Below are 24,484 nucleotides of genomic sequence, written 5' to 3'. Positions count from 1 at the left end.
GGTGAGATGTGTGAAGCGGGAAGTACGTGTATCGGTAAGAAATCTTGTCGAATTTATTTTGAGAAACGGCGATATCAGCCGGAAGATGGGCGCCATGCAGGATGTGGATGCCATGCAGGCCGGAAGCCGGGCCCACCGGAAACTTCAGAAACAGGGCGGCAGCCATTATCAGGCGGAGGTCAGCCTGAAACGAAAGGTGGAAGTTGACGAGACACTGGATATCCAGGTGGAGGGCCGGGCCGATGGAATTATTACCAATCCGGCGGATGCAAAGGATATTATGGTGGATGAGATCAAGGGAACTTTCACGAAGCTGGAAGCAATCGAACAGGCGGACATTCTTCATGTGGCCCAGGCGGACTGTTATGCCTGTATTTATGCCAATCTCCATGAACTGGAAAAGATAAAAGTGCGGATTACCTATATTCATTTGGAGACGGAGACTGTTAAAACCTTTGAGTTTGAGCGGTCAAGGGAGGAACTGGAAAGCTGGTTTCAGAATTTGGTGCATCAGTATGCCCGATGGGCGAAATGGCAGATCCAGTGGCAGGAGCTTCGGGATCAAACCATAAGCACACTGCTGTTTCCGTTTGAATACCGTCTCAGTCAGAAGCGGATGATGAATGGGGTTTATCGTTCCATTGATGAAGGCAAGAATATATTTATCCAGGCGCCGACGGGCACCGGAAAAACTCTGGGCACCCTTTTCCCGTCTATTAAAGCCATGGGGAGCGGAAAGTGCGGCCGCATATTTTATCTGACGGCAAAAACGATCACCCGCACGGTGGCGGAGGACACGGGAAAACTGCTGCGTGAGAAAAATCTGAGAATGAAATTTATTACTCTGACAGCCAAAGAAAAGATATGTCCTCTGGAGGAATGTCAGTGCCAGCCTGAGTTTTGCGAGCGGGCTAAGGGCCATTTTGACAGAGTCAATGAGGCTGTTTTCGACATAATTAATCATGAAGACGGCATCGACAGGGAATGTGTTCTTGATTATGCAGAAAAACATCAGGTCTGTCCCTTCGAATTTCAGCTGGACGTGTCTCTCTGGTGCGATGTGATCATATGCGACTATAATTATGTGTTTGACCCGGTGATTTATCTGAAGCGTTTTTTTACGGATGCGGCGTCGAACATGGTATTTCTTGTGGATGAGGCACATAACCTGGTGGACCGGGCCAGGGAAATGTACAGCGCGGCCCTTTATCGCAGGGATTTTGATAAGGTGTATCGGAAGTTAAAGCCGGTGCGCCCGAAGATTGCCCGCAAAGTTCATAAGTGCGGACAATATTTAAAGGATTATCAGGAAGAACGGGAAATGAACGGCGGCCGGTATGCGGTTGTCAGAGAAGTTGGAAAGTTTGTTCTGAGCCTGATGCGTATGGTTTCGGATATGGAAGACTATCTGAGAGAGGATATGGAGCCGGATCTTCGGGAGACGGTGACAGATCTGTATTTTGAAGCGCGGCGTTTTATCAATACCTATGATCTGCTGGATGAGAAATACATTATTTATACCGAGGGTGAAGGCGGAGACGCCATGATTAAAATGTTCTGCGTGGATCCATCGGGAAATTTAAGCGAGAGGATCGGAATGAGCCGGAGCTGCATTTTCTTTTCGGCCACCTTGCTCCCGGTGCAATATTATAAAGATTTGCTCAGCGGAAAGCCGGAAGCGGATTATGAAATGTATGTGGACTCGCCCTTCAGTACGGAAAACCGGTTGATCTTTACGGTAAATGATGTGAGCAGTCGCTATACGGCGAGAAATCAGGAGCAATATGAGCGGATCGCCGAATATATACGGAAAATTATCCGGGGAAAAAACGGCAATTATCTGGTATTCTGCCCGTCCTATGCTTTTATGGATCAGGTGTTTGATGTATTTACCGAGAGGGAATTGGCAAAGGCCGGACACGGACTGCAGGTATTCCGCCAGGAGAGCGGCATGAATGAGGACGAGCGCCGGGCCTTCCTGGAGAATTTTAAGGAGAAGCCCCATGAAACGATTTTAGGCTTTTGTGTCCTCGGAGGTATATTTTCCGAGGGTATTGATCTGAAAGCGGACCGGCTGATCGGCGCAATTATTGTCGGCACGGGACTTCCGGGTATCGGCAGTGAAAGAGAAATTTTAAAGTCCTATTTTGACGAAAAAAAGGGGCGGGGGTTTGATTACGCCTATCTTTTCCCGGGAATGAACAAAGTACTCCAGGCGGGAGGGCGGGTAATCCGCTCAGAGGATGATAAGGGCGTGATCGCCCTGATGGACGAACGTTTTAATTATGGCAGTTATCAGAGGCTTTTTCCGAGAGAATGGATACCCTTCCAGAAATTAAACAGGGATTCGGTTGAGAAAAATATAGAAAAATTCTGGACAGAACAGGTAAATACTCTATAATAAAGTTAAGAAAAGAAATAGGGAGGTTATTTCATGGTAATCACAATTTGTATTGGCAGCTCCTGTCATCTGAAGGGTTCCAGAAATGTTATTCAGGGACTTCAGAAAAAAATTCAGGAAAATAATCTGGCTTCTAAAATTGAGTTGAACGGTTCCTTTTGCACAGGCGAGTGCGAAAAGGGCGTGTGTGTAAAAATTGATGATGAACTGTTTTCTGTTTCGCCTGAAACTGTAGATACATTTTTTGCAGATGAGGTACTCAGGAGGGTGAATTAGTGGCGGCGATTGGATTTAAGACGGCAAAATGCAAAGACTGTTACAAATGTGTGCGTATCTGTCCGGTGAAGGCGATTCATATAAAAAACGAACATGCGCTTTATGTGGCTGATGAATGTGTTTTGTGCGGACGCTGTCTGGAGGCCTGTCCCCAGGATGCCATTATTTATGTCAGTGACCTGAAGAAGGCAAAAAAATATATTCAGGAAGGCTGTGTAACGATCGCATCGCTGGACCCTGCCTATCTGGGCGTTTTCGGGGATACGGAAAATGGCACGGGCCAGCTCAGAAGCGCTCTGCATAAGCTTGGATTTACTCATATACGGGAGACGGCAGAGGGCGCAGCCTATATAACGAAAGCCTATGAGCGCTTGATTCGGGATGGAAGGATGAACAATATTATTACCACATCCTGCACGGCGATCAATGAACTGGTTGAAAAATATTATACAGATATGATTCCTTATATGGCGCCGATCGTCTCACCGATGACAGCGCATGCGATGATGTTGAAAAAGGAATTTGGCCCGGATGTCAAAGTTGTATACATAGGAAGCTGTACAGCCAGAGGGCGTGAAGCTGTGCGCGAACGGTGCCGGGGCACTTATGTGGACGCGGTTCTGGATTTTCAGGAATTGCGCAGCTGGTTTGCAGAGGCGGATATTGATCTGAATACGTGTGAATTTTACCCGCGGGAAGGCAGAAACGCGATGGTCAACGGTCTCTATGGTGTCAGCGGCGGTATTCTGGCGGCGGTGGAAGCCGATGAGGGATTTGGAAAATATGAACAGCTTTATGTAGATGGAATCGACTCGGTTCGGGAATTATTTGAATGTATCCGAAAGGGTGAGATCAATAACTGTTTTATTGAAGCGTCCTCCTGTGTCGGAGGATGTATTAACGGCCCGTTGGCCGGAGGCCGGGAGAGTGACCGTTTTAAGGCACGGATTTACACAAATCAGAAAATCATTCGGGAATTTCCGAAGGATATCCCGGCGATGGAGGAAAATATTCTTCTTAAAAAAGAATTTAAGGAATCAGCGCGCAGGGCAGTGATGCCGACGGAGGAGGAGATTCAGGAAGCTCTTCGGCGGGATGGAAAAACATCCCCGGAGAAGCAGCTGAACTGCGGTGCCTGCGGTTTTAAGACATGTCGGGATAAGGCTATTGCCCGTTGTCAGAACAAAGGACAGCTGAATCTGTGTATTCCTTATATGTATCAACAGGCCCGTTCTATGTCCGAGGTCATTTTATCCGTAACGCCGAATCTTATTATTACGGTGGATGAGAAACTGAGGATCCGGCAGTTTAATAATGCTGCGGAGGTCATATTTAATATTTCGGCGGAAGAAGCTTACCGCATGCCGCTGGAGAAGATTTTAGACCCGGTGGACTTTGAGCAGGTTTTCCGCGAAAAACGCAGTATTATGAATAAAAAAGTAACTTATGAAAAATACAACCTGGTCACAATGCAGAATATCATCTATATTCGTGAATTAAATTGTGCTCTGGGCATTTTGAGAAATATAACCGAAGAGGAAAGAATCCGTCAACAGCATGACCGTATGCGGCGGGAAGCTGTGGATATTGCTCAGAAGGTAATTGACAAGCAGATGATGGTGGCCCAGGAGATTGCCGGACTGCTTGGAGAGACAACAGCGGAGACAAAAGTAACATTGACAAAAATGCGTGACAGCATCTTTTATGACGGAGAAGATAGTTTATGAATATGAGTCTCGATATCGCATGGAAGAGCCTGAATAAAAAAAAGGAAGAACTGTGCGGAGATACGGTGGATATTATTAAAACTGAAGATTCAGATATATTGCTGCTTTCCGATGGCATGGGGAGCGGCGTGAAGGCGAATATCCTGTCCACCCTCACAACAAAGATTATGGGTACTATGCTGAAAAATGGCGCTTCCATTGAAGAATGTGTGACGACGATTGCCCGGACTCTTCCGGTGTGTCAGACCCGGCATGTAGCCTATTCAACGTTTAGCGCCCTGCAGATTTACAGGGATGGACGGGCGGTGCTTCTGGAATATGATAATCCGGGCGGAATCCTGATCCGGGGCGGCCATCACAGAGATGTGCCCTTTTCTGTCCGGGAAATCGAGGGGAAGATCATTCGGGAATACCAGTTTAATGTCTGCTATGGAGATTATTATGTGATGATGAGCGACGGCGTGATCCACGCCGGTGTCGGCAAAAAATCCGGTTTTGGATGGCCGAGAACAGAGGTTGTCCGTTATGTGGAAGATATCTGTGCGTCCAATGTTTCCAGCTCCCGGCTGATGTCCATGATCAGCAACCGGTGCAACATGCTCTATGATGGCGAGCCGGGCGATGATACGACAGTCATTACCATTAAGGTGACCCGGCCTAAGACGGTCAACATTTTTACCGGTCCTCCGGTGAATAAGGCGGATGATGTCCGGGCGATGCAGGACTTTATGTCGAAGCCGGGGCGGAAGATCGTCTGCGGCGGCACATCATCCAATATTGTTTCACGATATTTGAATAAGCCGATTAAGGCTTCTTTAGATTATTTTGACCCGGATATACCGCCGACGGCTGAAATTGAAGGCATGGATTTGGTGACGGAGGGCGTGCTGACGTTAAACCGTACCGTCCAGATGCTCGCTGCCTACAATGCGGGAAAAGTTGATGAAGATTTCTTTAAACGGCTTTATGGCAGGGACGGGGCGGCAAAACTCGGAAAGATCCTGATTGAAGAATGTAACCATTTAAATATATTTGTCGGAAAGGCAATAAACGAAACTTATCAGGCAGCAGCCCTGCCCTTTGATCTGAGCATCCGCCAGCGGCTGGTGGAGCAGCTTGTCAATGAATGTAAAAAAATGGGAAAAACCGTAACTGTCAAATATTATTAACGGCGCAGACCTGTAAGGAGGGCAAGATGAAAAGAGAATTTATGACCGATATTAATAAAATTAAGTTTGAAGTGTACCGGGAAGTGGCCCGAATGGCTTTTGAGGGTAAGCTGAAAGAATGTGCGGATGAGATCCCATATAATATTATTCCGGGAAATACGCCGCATTATCGCTGCTGTGTATATAAAGAGCGGGAGATTATCCGTCAGAGGGTGCGGTTGGCCGAAGGGCATACGCCATTGCCGGGAGGCAATATTAAAAATATTGTTCAGGTACTTCCGGCGGCCTGCGAGGGCTGTCCGATCAACCGGTTCAGCGTGACGAATAACTGCCAGATGTGTATGGCGAAAAAATGTATGTCCGCATGTAATTTCGGGGCAATCACTTTTGAGAGCGGACGGGCCCATATTGATCCGAAGAAGTGTAAAGAATGTGGACGGTGTGTGGAAGCCTGCCCGTACAATGCGATCGCCGATCTGATGCGTCCATGCAAACGGGCCTGCCCGGTGGATGCCATTTCCTATGATGAAGATATGATCGTAGAGATTGACGATAAAAAATGTATCAGCTGCGGCCAGTGTGTTGTGGGTTGTCCTTTTGGCGCTATTTCAGACCGCACATTCATGGTGGATGTTATCCGTCTGATGAACAGCGGCGTGAAGGTGTATGCGATGGTGGCTCCGGCGATTGAAGGCCAGTTCGGGGCGGATGTTTCCGTCGGAATGATCCGGGAGGCAGTGAAGGATCTGGGCTTTACGGATATGTTTGAGGTTTCCCTCGGCGCCGATTTTGTTTCCAAGAATGAAGCCCTTGAGCTGGAGGAAAAGGTCAAAGCGGGAGAAAAAATGACGACATCCTGCTGTCCGGCCTTTGTCAATATGATCAAAAAGCATTTTCCGCAGCTTGCAGATAAAATGTCGACTACTGTATCACCGATGCAGGCGACAGCCCGCCTGATCAAGGCCATGTACCCGGATGCCCTTTGCGTATTTATCGGCCCGTGTATCGCGAAGAAGAGCGAGGTTATCGATTCTATTACAATGGGCGGGGCAGACTATGCTTTAACTTATGAAGAGCTCTATGCCATGATGGAGGCCAAAGGAGTGGATCCGGCCGATTATACCGGAGAGCTTCAGCAGGGCAGTAAGTACGGCAAAAACTACTCTGTATCCGGCGGCGTAACAGCGGCAGTGCTCCAGACATATAAAGAGAGAAATGAAGATGTGCCTGTGAAGGTTTGTAAGGCAAACGGTGCGATTGAATGTAAAAAGGCATTGACTCTTTTGAAGGTTGGCCGCCTTCCGGAGGATTTTATCGAGGGGATGGCCTGTGTCGGCGGCTGCGTCAGCGGTCCGGCCATGCTGAATAGAGAGCGTACTTTTATGAAGGACAGAAATGCTCAGATCGCTCGGGCAGATGAGCGTCCAATCATCGCCAATGTGGACAGTTATGAGGAATATCAGGTACATATGCATCGCAAATAAATAAAATTTTTTGCACAAAAAGGCAGAAGGTTATTGACCCTTTCTGCCTTTTTTGATATTATAATAAAAGTAACAAGAATGATTATCACTATTGATTAGAAAGGAGGAAACTATGGCTGCCCTCAAATACAGCAGACAGAGAGAAGCAATAAAAAATTATCTTGCAGGTCGAAAAGACCATCCGACAGCAGACATGGTGTATACGGCGATTCGGGAAGTTTATCCGAATATCAGTCTTGGAACCGTATATCGGAATTTAACCCTCCTTGCAAAGCAGGGGGAAATTTCAAAAATATCCTGCGGAGAGAACAGCGACCGTTTTGATATTCGGACAGATCCGCATTATCATTTTATCTGTGAGACATGCGGCCGGGTGGAGGATCTTCCGGACATGGATATGCATGTGGTGAATACCTGGGCCGGGGAGCATTACGACGGGGAGATTCTCGGACATCAATTGTATTTTTATGGTAAATGCAGAGAATGTAAGGAAAAAGAAAAAAAATAAAATATCTATTGACAAAACTGTTTCCGTAGTATATGATAATGATATCAGTAATGATTATTAATTTTAAACAATGAAAACTATTTATCAAAACTATTTATAAGGAGAGATTAACATGAAAAAATTTGTATGTACAGTATGTGGTTATGTTTATGAAGGCGAAGCTGCTCCGGAGGCATGTCCGGTATGTAAGGCACCTGCAAGCAAATTCCAGGAACAGGCTGGCGAGATGACTTGGGCTGCTGAACACGTTGTAGGTGTTGCTCAGGGTTCCCCGGAAGACATTATGGCTGATTTAAGAGCAAACTTCGAAGGTGAATGTACAGAAGTTGGTATGTATCTTGCTATGGCACGTGTTGCTCACAGAGAAGGATATCCGGAAATCGGTTTATACTGGGAAAAAGCTGCTTATGAAGAAGCAGAACATGCTGCAAAATTCGCTGAATTATTAGGCGAAGTTGTAACAGACAGCACAAAGAAAAACCTTGAAATGCGTGTAGAAGCTGAAAACGGCGCAACAGCAGGTAAATTTGACCTTGCAAAACGCGCTAAAGCTCTTAACCTTGACGCTATCCATGATACAGTTCATGAAATGGCAAGAGACGAGGCTCGTCACGGAAAAGCATTCAAAGGTTTATTGGAAAGATACTTTGGCTAAAATATAATATCAACAATAGCGGAAAATCAAGGCTTTCTAAAGGCTGTTTGAATTTCAAGAGGATAGGCAAAATAGTGTCTGTCCTCTTTTTTTATGTCAAAAGAAAGATAAAGATAAAGAGCCTGCCCCTAGACAGATATTACAGAGCGGTGTAAAATAAAACTATTGAGGAAAAAGAAAAGTATTTTGAAAGCAAACAAAAGTGAAATATTTTTTTAGATCGAGAACGGGAGGAGAAGATTATGAATAAAAAAAAGTTAGTCATGGCAACCCTGCTGGCAATTACATTGACATTGTCAATAGTTTCAACGACAGTTGTTTATGCACAAGAAGAAACACAAAGCACAAATACTGAAAGCCTGGCCGATGAATCTGAACAAAGTACATATGAAACTGTTGCTGCAGAAAGTGAATCAATAGAGCCGGATATTCCAGAATATGCACCATCACTTACTTTGGCTTCATCAACATGGACAGGGCAGAGTGACATTGTCCTTGATACGCAGGGTAAAGGAGGAAATGTTAAACCTCAGGAAATCTATATTTATGTTGAAAGTGTATCCCTGGGCGGTATTGATGTAACTCCTGAAATGAATTTGGATTCGGATGGAAATGGGACGATTGTTTTTAAAAACAGCGATTTGCAGAACGCAACAATGTTTGGTCCAAATGGCGAAGCAGAAGTTGACTGGAGCAAAATTGACCAGATAGAAATTAGCATTGGATTTGAACTTGATGGGCAATACAAATCGAAATTCGTATATGTACCGGTTGATTTTACAATCAATACAGAGCCGGATACTCCAGAATACACACCATCACTTACTTTAGCTTCATCAACATGGACAGGGCAGAGTGACATTGTCCTTGATACGCAGGCTAAAGGCGGAAATGTTGGCGGTCAGGAAAACTACATTTATGTTGACAATGTATCCATAGGTGGTATTAGGATAACACCTGAAGTGAATTTGGATGCGGAAGGAAATGGTACAATCGTTTTTAAAAACAGCGATTTAAAAAACGCAACGATGATTGGGCCGTATGACGATGAAGCAGTCGACTGGAGTCAAATTAACAAAATAGAAATCCTTATTGAATTCGAGCTTGACGGGCAATACAAAGTCAGGACTGTATTTGTACCGGTTGATTTTGTAGTTTCTGAGCCAGAGACAGAAACGGGGTCAGAAATAGAGCCTGAGCCAACAGAAAAGGTAACTATAACAAACGAATCGGGTATAATTATGGAACTCCCTGAAGGCGCACCTGATCATTTGGAATTAAAGGTTGATGTCAGCACCGGAGCAGATGAAAAATTGGTCGTTCAAAAAGTAATTCAGATTGCCGGCGATAAAATAAAAACATTTGATTTGTATTTGTTGCGCAACGGAGAGCCTTATGAATATAACGGACAGTTTACTTCTACAGTATCTCTTCCGGTTCCTGCCGACTGGAATTTAAACGAACTCGCATTATATTATTTCAATGAAGATACAAAAGAAGTAACGCCTGTTTTATTTAGTGTTGACAGGGAAAATAGAATGGTCATATTTGCCACAAATCATTTCAGCAAATATATACTCGTTCAAAAAGATGTGACCAGGGATGATACAACCCAAAAAGAAACTACAAAGGCTATAGACACGCCAAGAACAGGCGATAGCTCTAATGTAGGCTTATATGCCTCTATTTTTACAATAAGCGGTATTGTAATACTCACTCTGCTCAGGAAAAAGAAGGGGTCAGAAAACCGATAGAGCATACTATTAGACAGTTAATTTTAAGGAATTAACTGTCTTTTTTTGAAATACAAATGCGTTAATAATATTTGAGATTAAAAGGAGAGAAGAATCTGGGTTTTAAATTCAGCGACTGGCGGACTGAGCGCGTTCGCCCGAAGGGGTAAGAAATTCGTAAGATGGCTTTTCTTGACGTATCCATGAAAATGACTTAGAATAAAAGGTAATTTCAATGACAGAACAGGAGACTTAAATATGCCAATTAAAATACAAAATGATCTGCCGGCCAGGAAGGTACTGGAGGATGAACATATCTTTGTGATGACGGAACGGCGGGCTTTAACCCAGAATATTCGTCCGCTTCAGATTTTGATCCTTAATCTGATGCCGACAAAAATTGAAACGGAGACACAGATTCTGCGGTGTCTGTCAAATACACCGCTTCAGATTGAGATCGAGCTTCTGCAGATGGAATCTCATAGAGCAAAAAATATTTCTGAGGAACATATGATCACTTTCTATCAGACATTTTCCCAGGTAAAACATAAATGGTATGACGGCCTGATCATCACAGGGGCGCCGGTCGAATTGATGGATTTTGAGGAAGTGGAATATTGGGATGAGCTGTGCGAGGTGATGGAATGGTCAAAGACTCATGTACATTCCACATTTCATATTTGTTGGGGCGCCCAGGCCGGGCTTTATTATCATTATGGTATTCCCAAATATATTCTGGATAAAAAATTATCCGGTGTTTATAAGCATTATCTGATCAATAAGAAATCCCGGTTGTTCCGGGGCTTTGATTCGGAGTTTTACGCGCCCCATTCCAGAAATACAACCGTTCGCGCGGAGGATATTGAGAAGGTTCCGGATTTGAAGATCATGGCAGCCTCCGATGAGGCCGGCGTTTATGTGGTCGGCAATCAGAGCGGTTCCCAGTTTTTTGTTATGGGTCATTCCGAATATGATATTGATACACTGGCGAAAGAGTATTTCCGGGATGTGGACAAGGGTTTAAACCCGGAAGTACCGGTCAATTATTTTGAGGATGATGATCCGACAAAGCAGCCGACGATGCGTTGGCGCGCCCATGGCACGTGGATTTATTCCAACTGGCTGAATTACTTTGTATATCAGACAACGCCTTATATTTTAAATGAAGATGTAGTTACGTTTACAGATGAGGACTAAATTATGGAAGACAGGGGCTATGGTGGCCTGACCGGTGCCGAGGTCAAAAAGCGGGTCGACAAGGGGCAGGTCAATACATCAGATAGTCATATTTCAAAAACAACGGCGGAGATCGTCCGTTGTCATACACTGACTTATTTTAACTTTTTAAATGTGTTTCTTGGTATACTGGTTATTATTTCCGGACAGTTCAAGAATCTGACATTTCTCGGCGTTATTTTTTGCAATTCAATTATCGGTATTTTTCAGGAATTGAAGGTAAAAAAACTGATTGATGATCTGGCGGTGATCACCGCCAGCAAGGCAAAAGTCTGCCGGGATGGAAAATTCCGGAATATTCCGATTGAAGAATTAGTCATAGATGATCTGCTTTCTGTCGAGAACGGCAATCAGATCGGGGCGGACTGCGTTGTCCTGGAATCGGAGGGCATCGAAGTCAATGAATCCATGATTACGGGCGAATCCAGGCCGGTGCGTAAAAAACCGGGGGATACGCTGTGGTCGGGCAGTTTTATGGTGGCCGGAAGCGGACGGGCGAAGGTTATACATGTCGGAAAGGACAACTATGCGACTCAGCTGGCCAGTCAGGCGAAGCAGAAAAAGCGGGCTTCCTCCGAAATGCAGGATTCCATTAAGAAAATCATTAAGGTTACGGGGACAATTCTTGTCCCGGTTGGAATTTTATTGTTCATCACTCAGCGCGGGGCGGAGGGAATCACGTTCTCGGATGCTTTGGTCAATACGGTTGCCGGAGTTATCGGTATGATTCCGGAGGGCCTTGTACTTTTAACCAGTATTTCCTTTATTCTCGGTGTCGGCCGTCTGGCGGGTAAGCAGGCCCTTGTTCAGGAGATGGAAGCCATCGAGGCCCTGGCCAGAGTCAATGTGCTTTGCCTGGATAAAACAGGTACGATCACAACGGGGGCGCTGGAAGTTGTCGAATTGATTCCTTTTGGAGAAGATGTCGGGCGGATGCGGGATGTTATGAATGAGATCGCCTTTGCATTTGACGATGTAAATGCCACCCAGGATGCTTTAATGTCTTATTTTGAGAAAACAGAAAAATGGCGGATCAAATCGAAGATTCCATTTTCATCGGACAGAAAGTACCGGGCAATTGCCTTTGAGGGCGAAGGAAATTATGTCCTCGGCGCACCGGAATTTCTTGTGAAAGATAATAAAGAACTAAGTGAAAGAGTTGATGCCTGCTCCAGAGAAGGCATGCGCGTGCTTCTTCTCGGAAAATGCTCAGGTATCAATATGGCAGATATGTCGGTCAGCGGTGTGGTACCGTCCGGCTTGATCGTTATTTCCGATTGTATCCGGCCGGAGGCCAGGGGAACCTTTGAATATTTCGCCAGCCAGAATGTGGCGATTAAGGTTATCTCCGGCGATAATCCGGTGACGGTTTCCAATATTGCGGTGAAGGCCGGACTTGAGGGCGGCGAGAGGTATATCGATGCCAATACGCTGCCGGAGGATTTTGAAGAGCTGCGTGAGGTTGTACCGAATTATACCGTCTATGGCAGGGTGCGGCCGGAGCAGAAACAGCGGATCGTCAAGGCTTATCAGGCCAATGGCAAAGTGGTCGGCATGGTTGGCGACGGTGTCAACGATGTTTTGGCATTGAAGGACGCCAACTGCGGTATTGCCATGGCGGCAGGAAGCGATGCGGCAAAACAGGTGGCCCATATCGTGCTGATGGATTCAAACTTTGCCAGCATGAAATCCATTGTCCGTGAGGGTCGTATGATCATATCGAATATCGAACGTGTCAGCGCCCTGTATCTGACAAAAACAATTTATTCAGTATTGTTGAGTATCATTTTTATTATTCTTGGACGTACCTATCCGTTTGTGCCGATTCATCTGAGCATTATCAGTACGACGGCTATCGGTATTCCGAGTTTTATTCTGACACTGGAGCAGACGGAGGCGGTGACAAGCAACGGCTTTATGCGGAATGTCCTGCGTATATCGCTGCCGAGTGCGTTGACGATGGTTATTATGATGCTAATCAATCAGGTGATTGCCGGATTCTTTGGCTTTGACGCATTGATGCTTTCAACCTATAATCTGATTTTGGCAGGATGTATCAGCCAGATGGTTGTCTGGGAAGTCTGTCGCCCGATGAATACGCGGCGTAAAATTTTATGCATTGCCGTTGGATTTATCTTCGTGGCAGCCATCTTCCTCTTCCCGGGATTTTTCAGTATTACCCATATATTGAACTGGCGGCTGATCTTCATTATTCCGCTGATGCTTCTCACCGGATATCTGATGCAGTGGCTGACACGGGCAGTTCGAATTCTGACAAAACAGCGGTAGATGCCAGATTCTACTGTCGGTCGGTTGCATTTGGAGAGTCTGAAATGTAAGCTTGTTTCAGGAGGTGGCGCTATGTATCAGATGGATAACGAGAAATTTGGCGCGTTTATAGGCGAACTTCGGCGAGAAAAGCATTTAACCCAAAAGGAGTTGGCCGAAAAGCTGTTTATTTCAGATAAAGCTGTCAGCAAATGGGAACGGGGACTGAGTATTCCTAATGTATCTATGCTCATTCCCCTGGCAGAGATTCTGGGAGTGACGGTAACGGAGCTGCTTCGGGGAGAGCGGCTTGAGGCGGCAGGAACTCTGAATCGGGATGAGGTTGAAAAGCTGGTGACCTGCTCGGTGGATATGTCGATGAAGGAGCAGGGAACTCAGCGGCGGCTTCGCAAACAATGGAGCGGGATTTATGTATTTACTCTCTGTGCGGCGGCGGCGGAGTTGATCATGTTCAGAGGACTGGGGTTTACATGGGAAGAAATGGCGGACAGTGTGCTGCCGTATGTGGGAATGTTGCTGCTGTTTGGCGGCTGGTTCTGCATTTTTGCGAAGGAAACCCTTCCATCTTTCTATGATAAGAATAAAATTAATTTTGTCTCCGACGGTGTTTTTCGAATGAATATGCCGGGGCTGCATTTTAATAACAGCAACTGGCCCTATATTTTGAAAGTGGGAAGGGTTTGGAACTGCGTCGGAGCGGTTTTGTTTCCAATTATCGGCTATATTCTCTGGCGTTGTTTCGGAAATGAGATGTGGATTCTTACCCGTATGCTTGTTCCGCTTTTGGTAACTTTGGGTATGTTTATACCGATGTACATTTTCGGAAAAAAATATGAGTAAATTTTGTGAAAAAATGCCTTTGACGGTGATATGAAAAATTTGATATGATATGAAATACAGCGAGTAGCAAAACTGCGTAAATCCGGTTGATTGCTATTCGCTGTTTTTTTTATGTAACGAAGAAAATTTTGATGGAGGAGAAAAAGAATGAATGAGAAATCGAATACATTTTTAGAAACAGAGCCGATCGGCGCTCTGATGAGGAAATATGCGGTGCCATGTATCATTTCCCTGTTGGTGGCCGCATTATACAATATTGTTGACCAGATTTTTATTGCCAATGCAAGCTATCTGGGTTCCTATGGCAATGCGGCAAATACGGTTGTTTTTCCGCTGACAGTGGTGGCGCTTGCAATCGCCGTAATGATCGGGGACGGCTGCTGCGCTTTTGTCAGCATCAGTCTTGGAGCAAACAAAAAGGAGGATGCCCACAAGGGAATCGGAAGCGCCATTGTGCTCTGCATCATCGGCAGCCTGATTCTTACTGCCGTTTATCTGATATTTCAGGAACAGATTCTGACTGTGTTTGGCGGCAGAGTCAATGAGGAAACTTTTTACCATGCGAAGGAGTATTTCTTCTGGATCACTCTCGGCGTACCTTTTTATATGTTTGGGCAGGCCATGAATCCGGTCATCCGTTCCGATGGAAGTCCGAAGTTCGCCATGGCTTCCACATTGGCCGGTGCAGTGGTCAATATTATCCTGGATCCGGTTTTCATTTTTATTTTTAAGTGGGGGATGATGGGAGCCGCAGTGGCGACAGTGCTCGGCCAGGTACTTACCGCGGTTTTAGCTGTCTGGTATCTGTGCCATATGAAGGCAGTCAAATTGGAGAGAAGCAGTTTTGGAATCCATCCAGGACTTGCCGGCAAATATTTGTCCCTGGGCATATGCAGTTTCCTGTCTCAGATCTCTCTGGTTGCCGCGATGGCTGCCATTCAGAATATGACTTTGAAATATGGCGCTCTTGATCCGATTTTCGGACAAAGTCAGTATGCCCAGATTCCAATGGCGGTATTGGGTATTGTCATGAAATTCTTCCAGATTGTTATTTCCGTTGCCGTAGGTATGGCTGCCGGATGTATTCCGATCGTTGGTTATAATATCGGCGCCGGACGAAAAGACAGGGCGTCAGATCTGTTTACACGGCTTCTTATCTGTGAAGCGGCCGTAGGAGCGGCGGCGCTGTTTATTGTAGAATTATTCCCGCGGCAGCTGATCGGAATTTTTGGCGCGGCCAATGAAAGCAGCTATTATACGGATTTTGCAGTAAAGTGTTTCCGCATTTATTTATGTATGATGATTTTGGCAACTGTAAACAAGGCAACTTTCATTTATTTACAGTCTTTAGGCAAAGCTCTTTTATCCACGATGCTTTCCATGGTGCGGGAAGTGGTTTTTGGTGTTGGCTTTGCGCTGATCCTTCCAATATTTTTTGGCTTAGACGGGGTACTGTATTCGATGCCGGTGTCGGACGTCCTTACATTTATCATATCCGCAATAGTCATCGCATACACCTACAAAACATTGAGAGTTGCATCGGCGAAACGGGAGGTAAAGTATGAGTCATAGAATTATAACGATCAGCCGGGAGAATATTCTTCCCATGGCGGATGGTTTGCCAGCGCTTTCTCAGACAGAGATTTCAATGGACATTCTAATCAGGATTATCTTTGGATGATTCAGCGAAAGGTCATTCAGAATCTGGCCGAAAAGGAGCCCTGTGTTATTGTCGGGCGCTGTGCGGAATATATATTGAGGGACAGGGCGGATTGCCTGTCCGTGTTTATCCATGCAGATATGGATAAGCGGGCGAAACGAATAGTGAAGCAATATGGTGAACGTTCGGAATCTCCGGAAAAGAGGCTCAAAGATAAGGATAAGCGCCGTGCGGCTTACTATCAGTTTTATACAGGTATGAAGTGGGGCGATGTGCGCAGCTATCATATCGCCCTGAACAGCGGCGTCCTGGGAATTGAAAAATGTGTTGATATTTTGGCTGATCTATTTTAAAGAGAAAATCCCTTCGGGACTGTCGTTGCTTTTCTTGTGTTTTGACCGCCTGGATAGTATAATACGAAATAGGATTACTGTCAAAATCATAGGTGATATAGGAATGAATACAGAAAAGTTAATAAAAAATATTATAGACCAAATCAAGGAGGCGCAGATCAAACTGGGCTTCGCCAAGGAAACGACACGTTTATATTATCCGGTGGAATCTTTAAACGGGATGCTTGGATGCAGGGCGGAGGACGATATTCAAATGCTTGCGATTCTCGAAAGCGCCGGACTTGAAAATGGAGAACTGGGGTCCCTTCGGTTTTCGGCTCATAAGGGGCGTATTGAAATCAGTGTGCCGCCGGAGGGCGCAGTCTATGTGCATGAGCAGGTGGGAGAACCGGCCTTTTTGAAAGCAATGATTGAACTGTTCAGGCAGGATCATCATTGCCGGATTTCGGATATAAGAAATTTGTTTGAGAATTTCAGCAAAGATTATGTTTGCGAGAAAATGCCGGAGGGGTCAGATTTCGATGAAGTTTTTTATTTTAAGGATGCCTTGATCGATCCCTACTATTATTGTGTCAAAGAAGAGATGGGGCACACAATTTATCATCGGTTTACAAAAGAGGATATGGCAAATCTCTGGTGATAATTTTCTGAAGGTTTGGAGGTTGAAACGATGTTCTTTATGATGGGAATAAATGAAAGAAGAAAGGAACTTAATTTTCATCAGATGATTGTCTGCAGCCATTGCGGGGCTTATGGACAATATCATGTTTTTATGACTTATATGGTCTTAACTCTGTTTTTTATTCCTTGTTTTAAATGGCGTCGGCAGTATTTTGTGGAGACAAGCTGTTGTCATACGATTTACAGTCTGGACTCTGAAATCGGAAGAAGGATTGAAAGAGGGGAAAATGTGGAAATCAGGCCGGAGCACCTGCGGGGAATGGCACGGGCCGGCGCAAGAATTAAGCGGTGCAGTCAGTGTGGTTTTACAACGGAAGAGGATTTTGAATATTGTCCGAAATGCGGCAGCCGCTTATAAAAATGATTTGCATCAGGAAGATATCTTCTGTAGATAAAAAGTTGATATTTGGCGTGTAAACTTGTAAAAGAGGAGGTATCGGACATGAATTATAAAATTTTGATTGCCGATGATGAGAAGGACATTGTTGAAATGCTTTCTGCCTTTTTTACAGGGAAGGGATATGCCGTTTTAACGGCTTATGACGGCGAGGAAACTTTAAGGAAGATTGAGAGCCGGCCGGATATGATTTTGTTGGATGTGAATATGCCGGGAATGGATGGTTTTGAAGTCTGCCGGCGGATACGGGAACATGTTTTCTGCCCGATTCTTTTTTTGACAGCCCGGATTGAGGACAGAGATAAAGTGAAGGGATTTTCTGTCGGCGGAGATGATTATGTAGTGAAGCCCTTTTCTCTTATGGAGCTCGAAGCCAGGGTGCAGGCCCACCTGCGAAGGGAAGGGCGGCGTCAGAATCAGGCCAGGGTGAAGTTTTCAGGAGAACTATTGATCGATTATTCGGAGAGAGCCGTTTATCTGAATGGGCAGAATGTGGGCCTTGCCAAAAAGGAGTTTGACATTGTGGAACTGTTGTCCCAGAATGTTGGACAGGTTTTTGATAAAGAAAGAATTTATGAGCGGATCTGGGGCTATGACAGCGAGGGTGACAGCAGTGTGGTAGCAGAACATATTCGCAGACTCCGGGCAAAACTGGCAGTTCTGACGGATCAGACTTATATAGAAACTGTCTGGGGGTGCGGATATAAATGGATGAGATAAAAAGCTTTTTTAAAAAGGAGTCCCTCAGGCGGAGTATTATTTTCTATATTACGGTATTTGCGCTGGTGGCAATGCTGCTTACTGGGGTGACGACCTCGGTGTGCAATGAATTAACGAATCGGATCCAGGCTTCTTATCCCGAAACAGGAGAAAAGTATTATTTGACGAATATCGAAGGGGAGCGCCTTGGAGAAGGAACTTATATCAGTAAGCAGGAGATTCCTTACAGTGAGGGAGACCGGAGGCTGTTGGATTTCCTGGACATTTTTCCGTTAATCATGACGCCGGTTTATTCGGCGGTCTGCATTATTGCCGCCGCCTTTTTATTTTATAGAAACAGGCTAAAAAAACCGATCGGTGAGCTCTACGCAGCGGCGGAAAAAATTTCAAACAATGATTTGAATTTTACTGTTCAGTGCGAAAAGAATGATGAACTCGGACAGCTTTGCCGGGCTTTTGAAGTTATGCGGTCGGCGCTGGAAACAAATTTTCTTGAAATGTGGCGGCAGATGGATGAGCGAAAACGTTTGAATACAGCCTTTGCTCATGATCTGAGGACGCCGCTGACGATCATTAAAGGCTATGGGGAGATGTTGGAGGCCAATGAAGATCCACAGGTTGCAAATACGGCTTTGACGATATCGAATCAGGTTTCCCGGCTGGAGCAATATGTGGATAGTATGAGCCGACTGCAGCGCTTGGAGGAATGTAAGCCGGACAGCCGTCCCGTATCCGTGAAAGTGTTGGCGGAGACTTTAAGGAAAACAGCGGTTCTCATGAGCAGAAAGGGGAAAAAAGATATTCTTTTTAAAAATAAAATCGAAGATGGATTTATCTTTATCGATGTGGAATTTGCCCAGCAGGTTTATGAAAATCTGATTTCAAATGCCTTCAGATATGCCAGATCAAAAATTTGGCTCTGCATTTTTAAGGAGGAGGACAGTTTCTGCCTGTCTGTTGAGGATGACGGCCCCGGTTTTACTTCAGAAAGTTTAAAAAGGGCTTCGGAGCCCTATTATACGGAAAGCGGCTGTCGAGGGGAAAATTATGGCCTTGGCTTATATATATGCCGGATTTTCTGCGAACATCACGGCGGCCGTTTGAAAATTGAGAATGGGGATGAGGGCGGCTGTGTCACCGCTGTATTTAAAGAAATTCCTCCCGGTAGATAAAAAGTTGAAAAGTGCGTTTTATACTCTTCTTATCAAAAGTAAGGAGAGTATTTTTATGGAATTAAAAATGAAAAATCTGACAAAAAGGTATGGGGATAAGACGGCGGTGGACCGGTTAAATGTGTCCCTGACGAAAGGTGTGTACGGCCTGCTCGGCGCCAACGGTGCGGGCAAGACGACGTGGATACGGTTAATTTGCGGTGTTCAGAAACCCACATCGGGAAAAATACTGTTTAACGGCCGGAGCATAGAGACTCTCGGAGAAAAATATCGGGAACAGATCGGATATCTGCCGCAGCGTTTTCCCTATTATCCGAATTTCAGCGCCTGGGACTATATGTTGTATATTGCTGCTTTAAAGGGGATGGAAGCAAAGGAATCGGAGAGAAGATCCAGGGAACTTCTCGAGGCGGTGGGATTGACGAGACAGAGCAGAAAGAAGATCCGGACATTTTCCGGAGGCATGAAACAGCGTCTGGGCATAGCTCAGGCCATGCTTAATAATCCACGTATCCTTGTTTTGGATGAGCCGACGGCGGGGCTGGATCCGAAGGAGCGGGTGCGGTTTCGAAATTTGATCAGCGCACTTTCTAAGGATTGTATCGTTATATTATCCACCCATATCGTGTCCGATGTGGAGTTTATCGCAGAAAAAATTATTATGATGAAATCAGGCAAAATACTGCATTACGGTAATCCGCGGGAAATTACGGCGGAAATACAGGGAAAAGTGTGGGAATGTGCGGTTCCGGCGAGAGAGGCGGAAGTATATGCGGAGCGATTTAATGTGAGCAATCTGCGTAATACGGATGGACGCCGGACAATTCTGAGGATTGTTTCTGAGGAAAAGCCTTTCAGCGGCTCGGTTCCGGCGGAACCCAATCTGGAGGATTTGTATCTTTATTATTTTAAAGGGGGAAATAAATGATGAAAAGACTCATTCAATTTGAACTAAAGAAAATATTTTCAAAGCGGCTGACTCAGGCGGCGCTGGCGATTCTGTTTCTGTTATCTGTGTTACTGTTATTTTCCACCTTTCAAAATAAACACGCGTACGACGGTCATAACAGAGAAGGCAGTGGGCGGGAGGCTGTGGAAATAGACAAATCCATCGCCGAAAAATATGCAGGCCCGTTGACAGATGAAAAGGTCATTCAAATGCTGCAGGATTTCAGGGTGGAGTCGGAGATAAATGTTAAATATATTTATCAAAACGCTGTCCAGTCGGCGGTGGCCGCTCGGTTTTCTGATATTAAAGGCGATTGGAATGGACAGACAGTTTCCGATGTATTCGGATCAGAGGAAATCAAAATCGGCTACGTGGATGGATGGCTGGGCGTGAGTCAGGATTTTATCCGGCTGACTGTCGTCCTCTGCCTCGTGATCATTCTTATACTTGCCCCGGTTTTTTCGGGAGAATACAGCGGTGTGGACCATCTTATTTTGTCAAGCAAATATGGAAAGACAAAAGGAGCTGCGGCAAAGGTTATTGCCGGTTTTCTGGCGGCAGCGCTGGCCGCCCTGACCCTTTTTGCAGTCTATATGGCGGCCGCTTTTATGCTGTACGGTGCGGAGGGGCTGGACTGCAGTATCCTTTTTGCCCCGCGGGTTTTCACGGAATACTATATTCCTTTTAACATTACCTGCGGCACATTGCTCCAATATCAGTTTTGCCTGATGATGAGCAGCGCAGTTTGTGTGGCGGCGCTGACGCTGCTTTTTTCATCCCTTGCTAAAAATCAGATGGCAGCGCTGGTTGTTTCCGCTGCTGCTTATTTATTTCCGCTCCTTCTTCCTGTCCCTGAAACCAGTCCGCTGTTCCGGGTGATAGGACTTTGCCCGCTGTACCAATCGACTTTTGTGTCACTGATGTCCGTGGAGCAAATGAAAGGCGGTCTGCTTTATGCCGTATGGGCTGTGCCGGTTGCCCTTGGGGCAGCAGCAATCAGCGTCGTTTTTTCGCGAAAAATCTTTGCCGGACATCAGGTGCGGGAGTAGTATAGGTGCCCGATAGGGTATACCTTATCGCGCGCAGCCTGACGGAGCGCGCCATGCGAAGCATCTGACATGCGGGGTGCCCGATAGGGTATCTTTTTTTAAATAGTTATGATACAATTATTTCAAATATGGGAAGCAAATTGGAATTTTACGGCGATGTAAAGTCATGTTGCGGAAATGTAAAGTCGATGTGGTGTCATCAAAAGAAGCTTTTGGCTACAATGAAATCACCAAATCAAAGGAGGATTTCATTATGAGGTTATCAGATAAGATAGTAAAACTTAGGAAAACGAATGGTTGGTCGCAGGAGGAATTAGCAGAAAAATTAAATGTATCCAGACAAGCTATTTCCCGTTGGGAAGGAGCAACTGCACAGCCAGACGCTACAAATATTCTGCAACTTAGCAAGTTGTTTGGAGTTACAACAGACTATCTTCTAAATGACGAATTCGAAAGCGATAACGACTTGCCCAGAGTTAAAGAAATAAAAAGTGATGGTTTTCATCAGATTATGATTTTTATGGTTACACTTGAAGTCATGGTATTGATTATTCAGTTCATGACGACCATTATTCTTCAAAATGAGTTCTTTGGTGTACTTAGTTTTTTGCCATTTGTTGCGGTTATAGGTGGATTTGAATATGCGCATCAGAAAAAAATACAAGAGGCAAACGAAAGAACGAAGTCATTTCGCAAAAGGTTTTATAAGATTTCAGCTTGGTTAGGAACATACTTCCCTATCAGGTTTGTAGTGAAAAAATTGGCATATTTTTACCCTCGTCCATATAGTTCGATAGTATTAAAATGTGTGATACTTGCAATTTATCTGATGACAGTGACGCTTATAACCCTGCTGATAGAGAAGAAGGATTTGAAGGAGAAGTAAGAAAATTTTAATTTATATAATCCCCAATTTTGGAAGAAAGGCAACATATGGAGAATGCACCGGGTATGGTTTTGGCCTTATATGCCTGATTTTAAGTATAATATGTTTCGTTTCCATCTTTTTAGTGGTAGGTTATTGTCTATATCTTGTTTCTTGAAAAATTCCTGTTGAACAAAATCGCTATATCACAGCCTTGGCAGGCCATCGCACAGCGATTTTGTTCAATCGGTAGTTGAGGAGGTAATTATAATGTTGAAGAAGATAAATGGCTTTTTGAATATTGTAATTGGTTCATTTGTTGGAGTTTTTATAGGATTTAGCATATACAAACTTTTGGATTACAAGGCACACCCTGATTTATATGCTATGCAGTCTGCTCCCTGGTACATGAGTATTTTAGTTCAGGGTATTGTTACAGTCGTTGTTTTAGTTGCGGCTGTTCTTATAAAAATGATTATTCGGAACAAATTACGAAAAAGTTAAATTTAAGTTGATGAGGCATTCGCATGGATGAAATATTCAAACAATTTCAAAATTGGTTTTTGAGCAAAAAGGACACTTGGAAAAGAAATGGCATAGTTGTTGATGAAGCCGGATTAAGTGAATTTGGTCATCAGTACTGGATAAAATTACATTCTAATAATGGTTTAGGAAATATTGTTTTATATGAAAGTAATGGCTATTATTGGGTTGATTTTGAAGGTGGAAATTACGATTATGATATTATATTTCAAAGAGCAGGCATTGAATTTCATAGTATAAATGAACTTGATATTTATGAAAAAGATTTTATAAAGCATATCACGTGGAACGGAGGTTTATAATAATTAACCCAATTCCAATTTATCTGTTAACCCCTCTGAAAACGCTGTATTTTCAAGGCGTTTCGCCTGTTTTGTGTTCCAGCCTTATGTATTTTCCTTTGTTTTTGCCCTTACGAGCTGAAACAAGGGAAAGTTTTTTAGTCCCCGCCGACTACTTTATCCAGCAGCCTTGCGGAAGTACGCTTCGCTTCCCTTGTAGCGTGAGCATAGATGTTCATTGTGGTACTGACATCGGCGTGTCCGAGAAGCTCCTGCACATCCTTCGGCGCTGCCCCGTTTGAAAGCAGATTACTCGTGAATGTGTGGCGAAGCTGGTGGAAATGAAAGCCTTCCAAGCCCTCGACCTTCTTGCTTGCCGTCCTGCACATAATCCCCACTGTACTCGGTGATTCGTATGCGCCGTCAGGTCTGAGGCAGACAAAGGATATTTCCTTGTACCCCTCTGGGATTTCTTCTGTTCTCGGCAGGCTGTAAACCTCGTAGTAAGTACGGTCGTTTTCTTTCACCTCGGTGTAGTAGTTGAGGTGGTAAAGTTCGCCATACTGGAAGCGGTTTTTGTGCTGTTCAGTTTTCGCCGCTTTGAGGATTGCCGCCAGCGTGTCGCAGAAGTCCACGGTGCGGACTTTCTTCCGCTTGGTCGCTCCTATCTCGGTTTTGTGCCTTGCCCCGTTGTAGCGCATACTGCGGCGCACCGTAAGGTACTGCTTGTCAAGGTTGATGTCCTGCCAAGTCAAGCCGCAGACCTCGCCAATGCGAAGCCCCGTGTAGTAGGCAATCTGAATGGGCAGTAAAGCAGGATTGTCTTTCTTTTTCAGAAATTCCTCCAGCTTCAGATACTGCTCATGGCTGAGCGTGGGTGTGGAAGCAGTATCGCCGTCCTCGTCCGAAAACAGGTCATAGTCCTCTTTCTTGCCCCGCCATACCACATACTGCATCGGGTTGAAGGTAATCAGCCGTTTGGGGAATACCGCAAAGCGGAATGCTCCTTGCAGGACGGCTGAGAACAATCGCAGATACCCTTTGCTGAGTGCCTTTGCCGTTGTACCGTCGGGATTTGTCCCGCCGAAGCTGAGAAAATCTATATACGCCTGCAAATGGTCGGCGGTGACGGTTTTCAGCTTTCGGTTGCCGATAGGGTGTTGCTTGATACGGTTTACCGTACCCTGATACGCCATTACCGTACCGTTGCTGAGACTGCCGGGTTTCAGTTCTTCTTCCACCCACATATCCAGCAGCATTCCCACCGTAGCGTTTTCGGACTTTGCAACGAACTTCTTTTCCTCGTAGTCCTCCATTGCCTTGCGGAGCAGGGCTTCCGTTTCGGATTTGCTTTCTGTTCCCACGAACTCACGCTGCACCAGATTGCCGCTTTCATCTTCGATATAGAAGCGGTAGTACCACTTTTTGCCTTTCTTTCTTACAGAACCTTTTGCCATAGATAAAAACTCCTTTCTATCCGTGGCAATCGGGACTGT

Annotated in this window: 21 protein-coding genes and 2 pseudogenes; 22 read left to right on the top strand and 1 reads right to left on the bottom strand. The window is 45.1% G+C overall.

Annotated elements, in window-relative coordinates:
* Positions 1 to 10 precede the first annotated feature (10 nt).
* The 22 genes and pseudogenes from ACMN7X_RS03650 (at position 11) to ACMN7X_RS03545 (ending at position 23,009) form a co-directional block, all read left to right on the top strand.
* Complete coding sequence (locus ACMN7X_RS03650; protein ID WP_418746143.1) at positions 11 to 2,401, top strand: ATP-dependent DNA helicase; 2,391 nt, start codon at positions 11 to 13, stop codon at positions 2,399 to 2,401.
* 33 nt (positions 2,402 to 2,434) lie between these two features.
* Complete coding sequence (locus ACMN7X_RS03645) at positions 2,435 to 2,677, top strand: (2Fe-2S) ferredoxin domain-containing protein (RefSeq protein WP_418746142.1); 243 nt, start codon at positions 2,435 to 2,437, stop codon at positions 2,675 to 2,677.
* Entirely contained in the window at positions 2,677 to 4,404 is a 1,728-nt protein-coding gene (locus ACMN7X_RS03640; protein ID WP_418746141.1) for a [Fe-Fe] hydrogenase large subunit C-terminal domain-containing protein, read from the top strand. Before ACMN7X_RS03645 ends, ACMN7X_RS03640 begins: the two co-directional genes overlap by 1 nt.
* Positions 4,401 to 5,573: a SpoIIE family protein phosphatase gene (locus ACMN7X_RS03635; protein WP_418746140.1), complete on the top strand. Its 1,173-nt coding sequence runs from the start codon at positions 4,401 to 4,403 to the stop codon at positions 5,571 to 5,573. The genes ACMN7X_RS03640 and ACMN7X_RS03635 overlap by 4 nt, the downstream gene beginning before the upstream one ends.
* A gap of 26 nt (positions 5,574 to 5,599) precedes the next feature.
* Positions 5,600 to 7,057, top strand: coding sequence for a 4Fe-4S dicluster domain-containing protein (locus ACMN7X_RS03630; RefSeq protein ID WP_418746139.1), 1,458 nt, complete (start codon positions 5,600 to 5,602; stop codon positions 7,055 to 7,057).
* Positions 7,058 to 7,169: 112 nt separating this feature from the next.
* Positions 7,170 to 7,565: a Fur family transcriptional regulator gene (locus tag ACMN7X_RS03625; protein ID WP_418746138.1), complete on the top strand. Its 396-nt coding sequence runs from the start codon at positions 7,170 to 7,172 to the stop codon at positions 7,563 to 7,565.
* A gap of 112 nt (positions 7,566 to 7,677) precedes the next feature.
* On the top strand, positions 7,678 to 8,220 hold the full coding sequence (locus ACMN7X_RS03620; RefSeq protein ID WP_418746137.1) for an NADH peroxidase: 543 nt from the start codon (positions 7,678 to 7,680) through the stop codon (positions 8,218 to 8,220).
* Between the two features lie 242 nt (positions 8,221 to 8,462).
* Positions 8,463 to 9,974, top strand: a complete 1,512-nt coding sequence (locus tag ACMN7X_RS03615; RefSeq protein WP_418746136.1) for a sortase B protein-sorting domain-containing protein — start codon at positions 8,463 to 8,465, stop codon at positions 9,972 to 9,974.
* 237 nt (positions 9,975 to 10,211) lie between these two features.
* On the top strand, positions 10,212 to 11,150 hold the full coding sequence (metA, locus tag ACMN7X_RS03610; RefSeq protein ID WP_418746135.1) for a homoserine O-acetyltransferase MetA: 939 nt from the start codon (positions 10,212 to 10,214) through the stop codon (positions 11,148 to 11,150).
* Between the two features lie 3 nt (positions 11,151 to 11,153).
* Positions 11,154 to 13,478 (top strand): HAD-IC family P-type ATPase, encoded by a 2,325-nt coding sequence (locus tag ACMN7X_RS03605; RefSeq protein ID WP_418746134.1) that lies wholly within the window; start codon positions 11,154 to 11,156, stop codon positions 13,476 to 13,478.
* 72 nt (positions 13,479 to 13,550) lie between these two features.
* Positions 13,551 to 14,318 (top strand): helix-turn-helix domain-containing protein, encoded by a 768-nt coding sequence (locus ACMN7X_RS03600; protein WP_418746133.1) that lies wholly within the window; start codon positions 13,551 to 13,553, stop codon positions 14,316 to 14,318.
* 147 nt (positions 14,319 to 14,465) lie between these two features.
* Entirely contained in the window at positions 14,466 to 15,890 is a 1,425-nt protein-coding gene (locus ACMN7X_RS03595; protein ID WP_418746132.1) for an MATE family efflux transporter, read from the top strand.
* 87 nt (positions 15,891 to 15,977) lie between these two features.
* A pseudogene (locus ACMN7X_RS03590) lies at positions 15,978 to 16,331 on the top strand (AAA family ATPase); the annotation flags it as partial.
* Positions 16,332 to 16,434: 103 nt separating this feature from the next.
* Entirely contained in the window at positions 16,435 to 16,971 is a 537-nt protein-coding gene (locus tag ACMN7X_RS03585) for a DUF3877 family protein (protein WP_418746131.1), read from the top strand.
* A gap of 30 nt (positions 16,972 to 17,001) precedes the next feature.
* Positions 17,002 to 17,370 (top strand): zinc ribbon domain-containing protein, encoded by a 369-nt coding sequence (locus tag ACMN7X_RS03580; protein ID WP_418746130.1) that lies wholly within the window; start codon positions 17,002 to 17,004, stop codon positions 17,368 to 17,370.
* Between the two features lie 84 nt (positions 17,371 to 17,454).
* The gene (locus tag ACMN7X_RS03575) at positions 17,455 to 18,129 is read left to right on the top strand and encodes a response regulator transcription factor (RefSeq protein ID WP_418746129.1); all 675 of its coding nucleotides are present in this window, start codon (positions 17,455 to 17,457) and stop codon (positions 18,127 to 18,129) included.
* On the top strand, positions 18,117 to 19,301 hold the full coding sequence (locus ACMN7X_RS03570; RefSeq protein WP_418746128.1) for an ATP-binding protein: 1,185 nt from the start codon (positions 18,117 to 18,119) through the stop codon (positions 19,299 to 19,301). Before ACMN7X_RS03575 ends, ACMN7X_RS03570 begins: the two co-directional genes overlap by 13 nt.
* Positions 19,302 to 19,356: 55 nt before the next feature.
* Complete coding sequence (locus ACMN7X_RS03565) at positions 19,357 to 20,229, top strand: ABC transporter ATP-binding protein (protein ID WP_418746127.1); 873 nt, start codon at positions 19,357 to 19,359, stop codon at positions 20,227 to 20,229.
* Positions 20,226 to 21,299: an ABC transporter permease gene (locus tag ACMN7X_RS03560; RefSeq protein ID WP_418746126.1), complete on the top strand. Its 1,074-nt coding sequence runs from the start codon at positions 20,226 to 20,228 to the stop codon at positions 21,297 to 21,299. Before ACMN7X_RS03565 ends, ACMN7X_RS03560 begins: the two co-directional genes overlap by 4 nt.
* Positions 21,300 to 21,552: 253 nt before the next feature.
* Positions 21,553 to 21,753: pseudogene (locus ACMN7X_RS03555) on the top strand (helix-turn-helix domain-containing protein); the annotation flags it as partial.
* A 681-nt stretch (positions 21,754 to 22,434) separates the two neighbouring features.
* Entirely contained in the window at positions 22,435 to 22,668 is a 234-nt protein-coding gene (locus ACMN7X_RS03550) for a hypothetical protein (protein WP_418746125.1), read from the top strand.
* A 23-nt stretch (positions 22,669 to 22,691) separates the two neighbouring features.
* On the top strand, positions 22,692 to 23,009 hold the full coding sequence (locus ACMN7X_RS03545; protein WP_418746124.1) for a hypothetical protein: 318 nt from the start codon (positions 22,692 to 22,694) through the stop codon (positions 23,007 to 23,009).
* Positions 23,010 to 23,146: 137 nt separating this feature from the next.
* Here ACMN7X_RS03545 and ACMN7X_RS03540 read toward each other — a convergent pair whose 3' ends face one another.
* Positions 23,147 to 24,445, bottom strand: coding sequence for a tyrosine-type recombinase/integrase (locus ACMN7X_RS03540; protein ID WP_418746123.1), 1,299 nt, complete (start codon positions 24,443 to 24,445; stop codon positions 23,147 to 23,149).
* Positions 24,446 to 24,484 lie beyond the last annotated feature (39 nt).

Origin of the sequence: Frisingicoccus sp., assembly GCF_048388605.1 — a bacterium.
GTDB lineage: Bacteria > Bacillota > Clostridia > Lachnospirales > Lachnospiraceae > Frisingicoccus.
The sequence above is the reverse complement of the archived record's forward strand: the minus strand, read 5'-3'. Positions and strand labels throughout refer to the sequence as shown.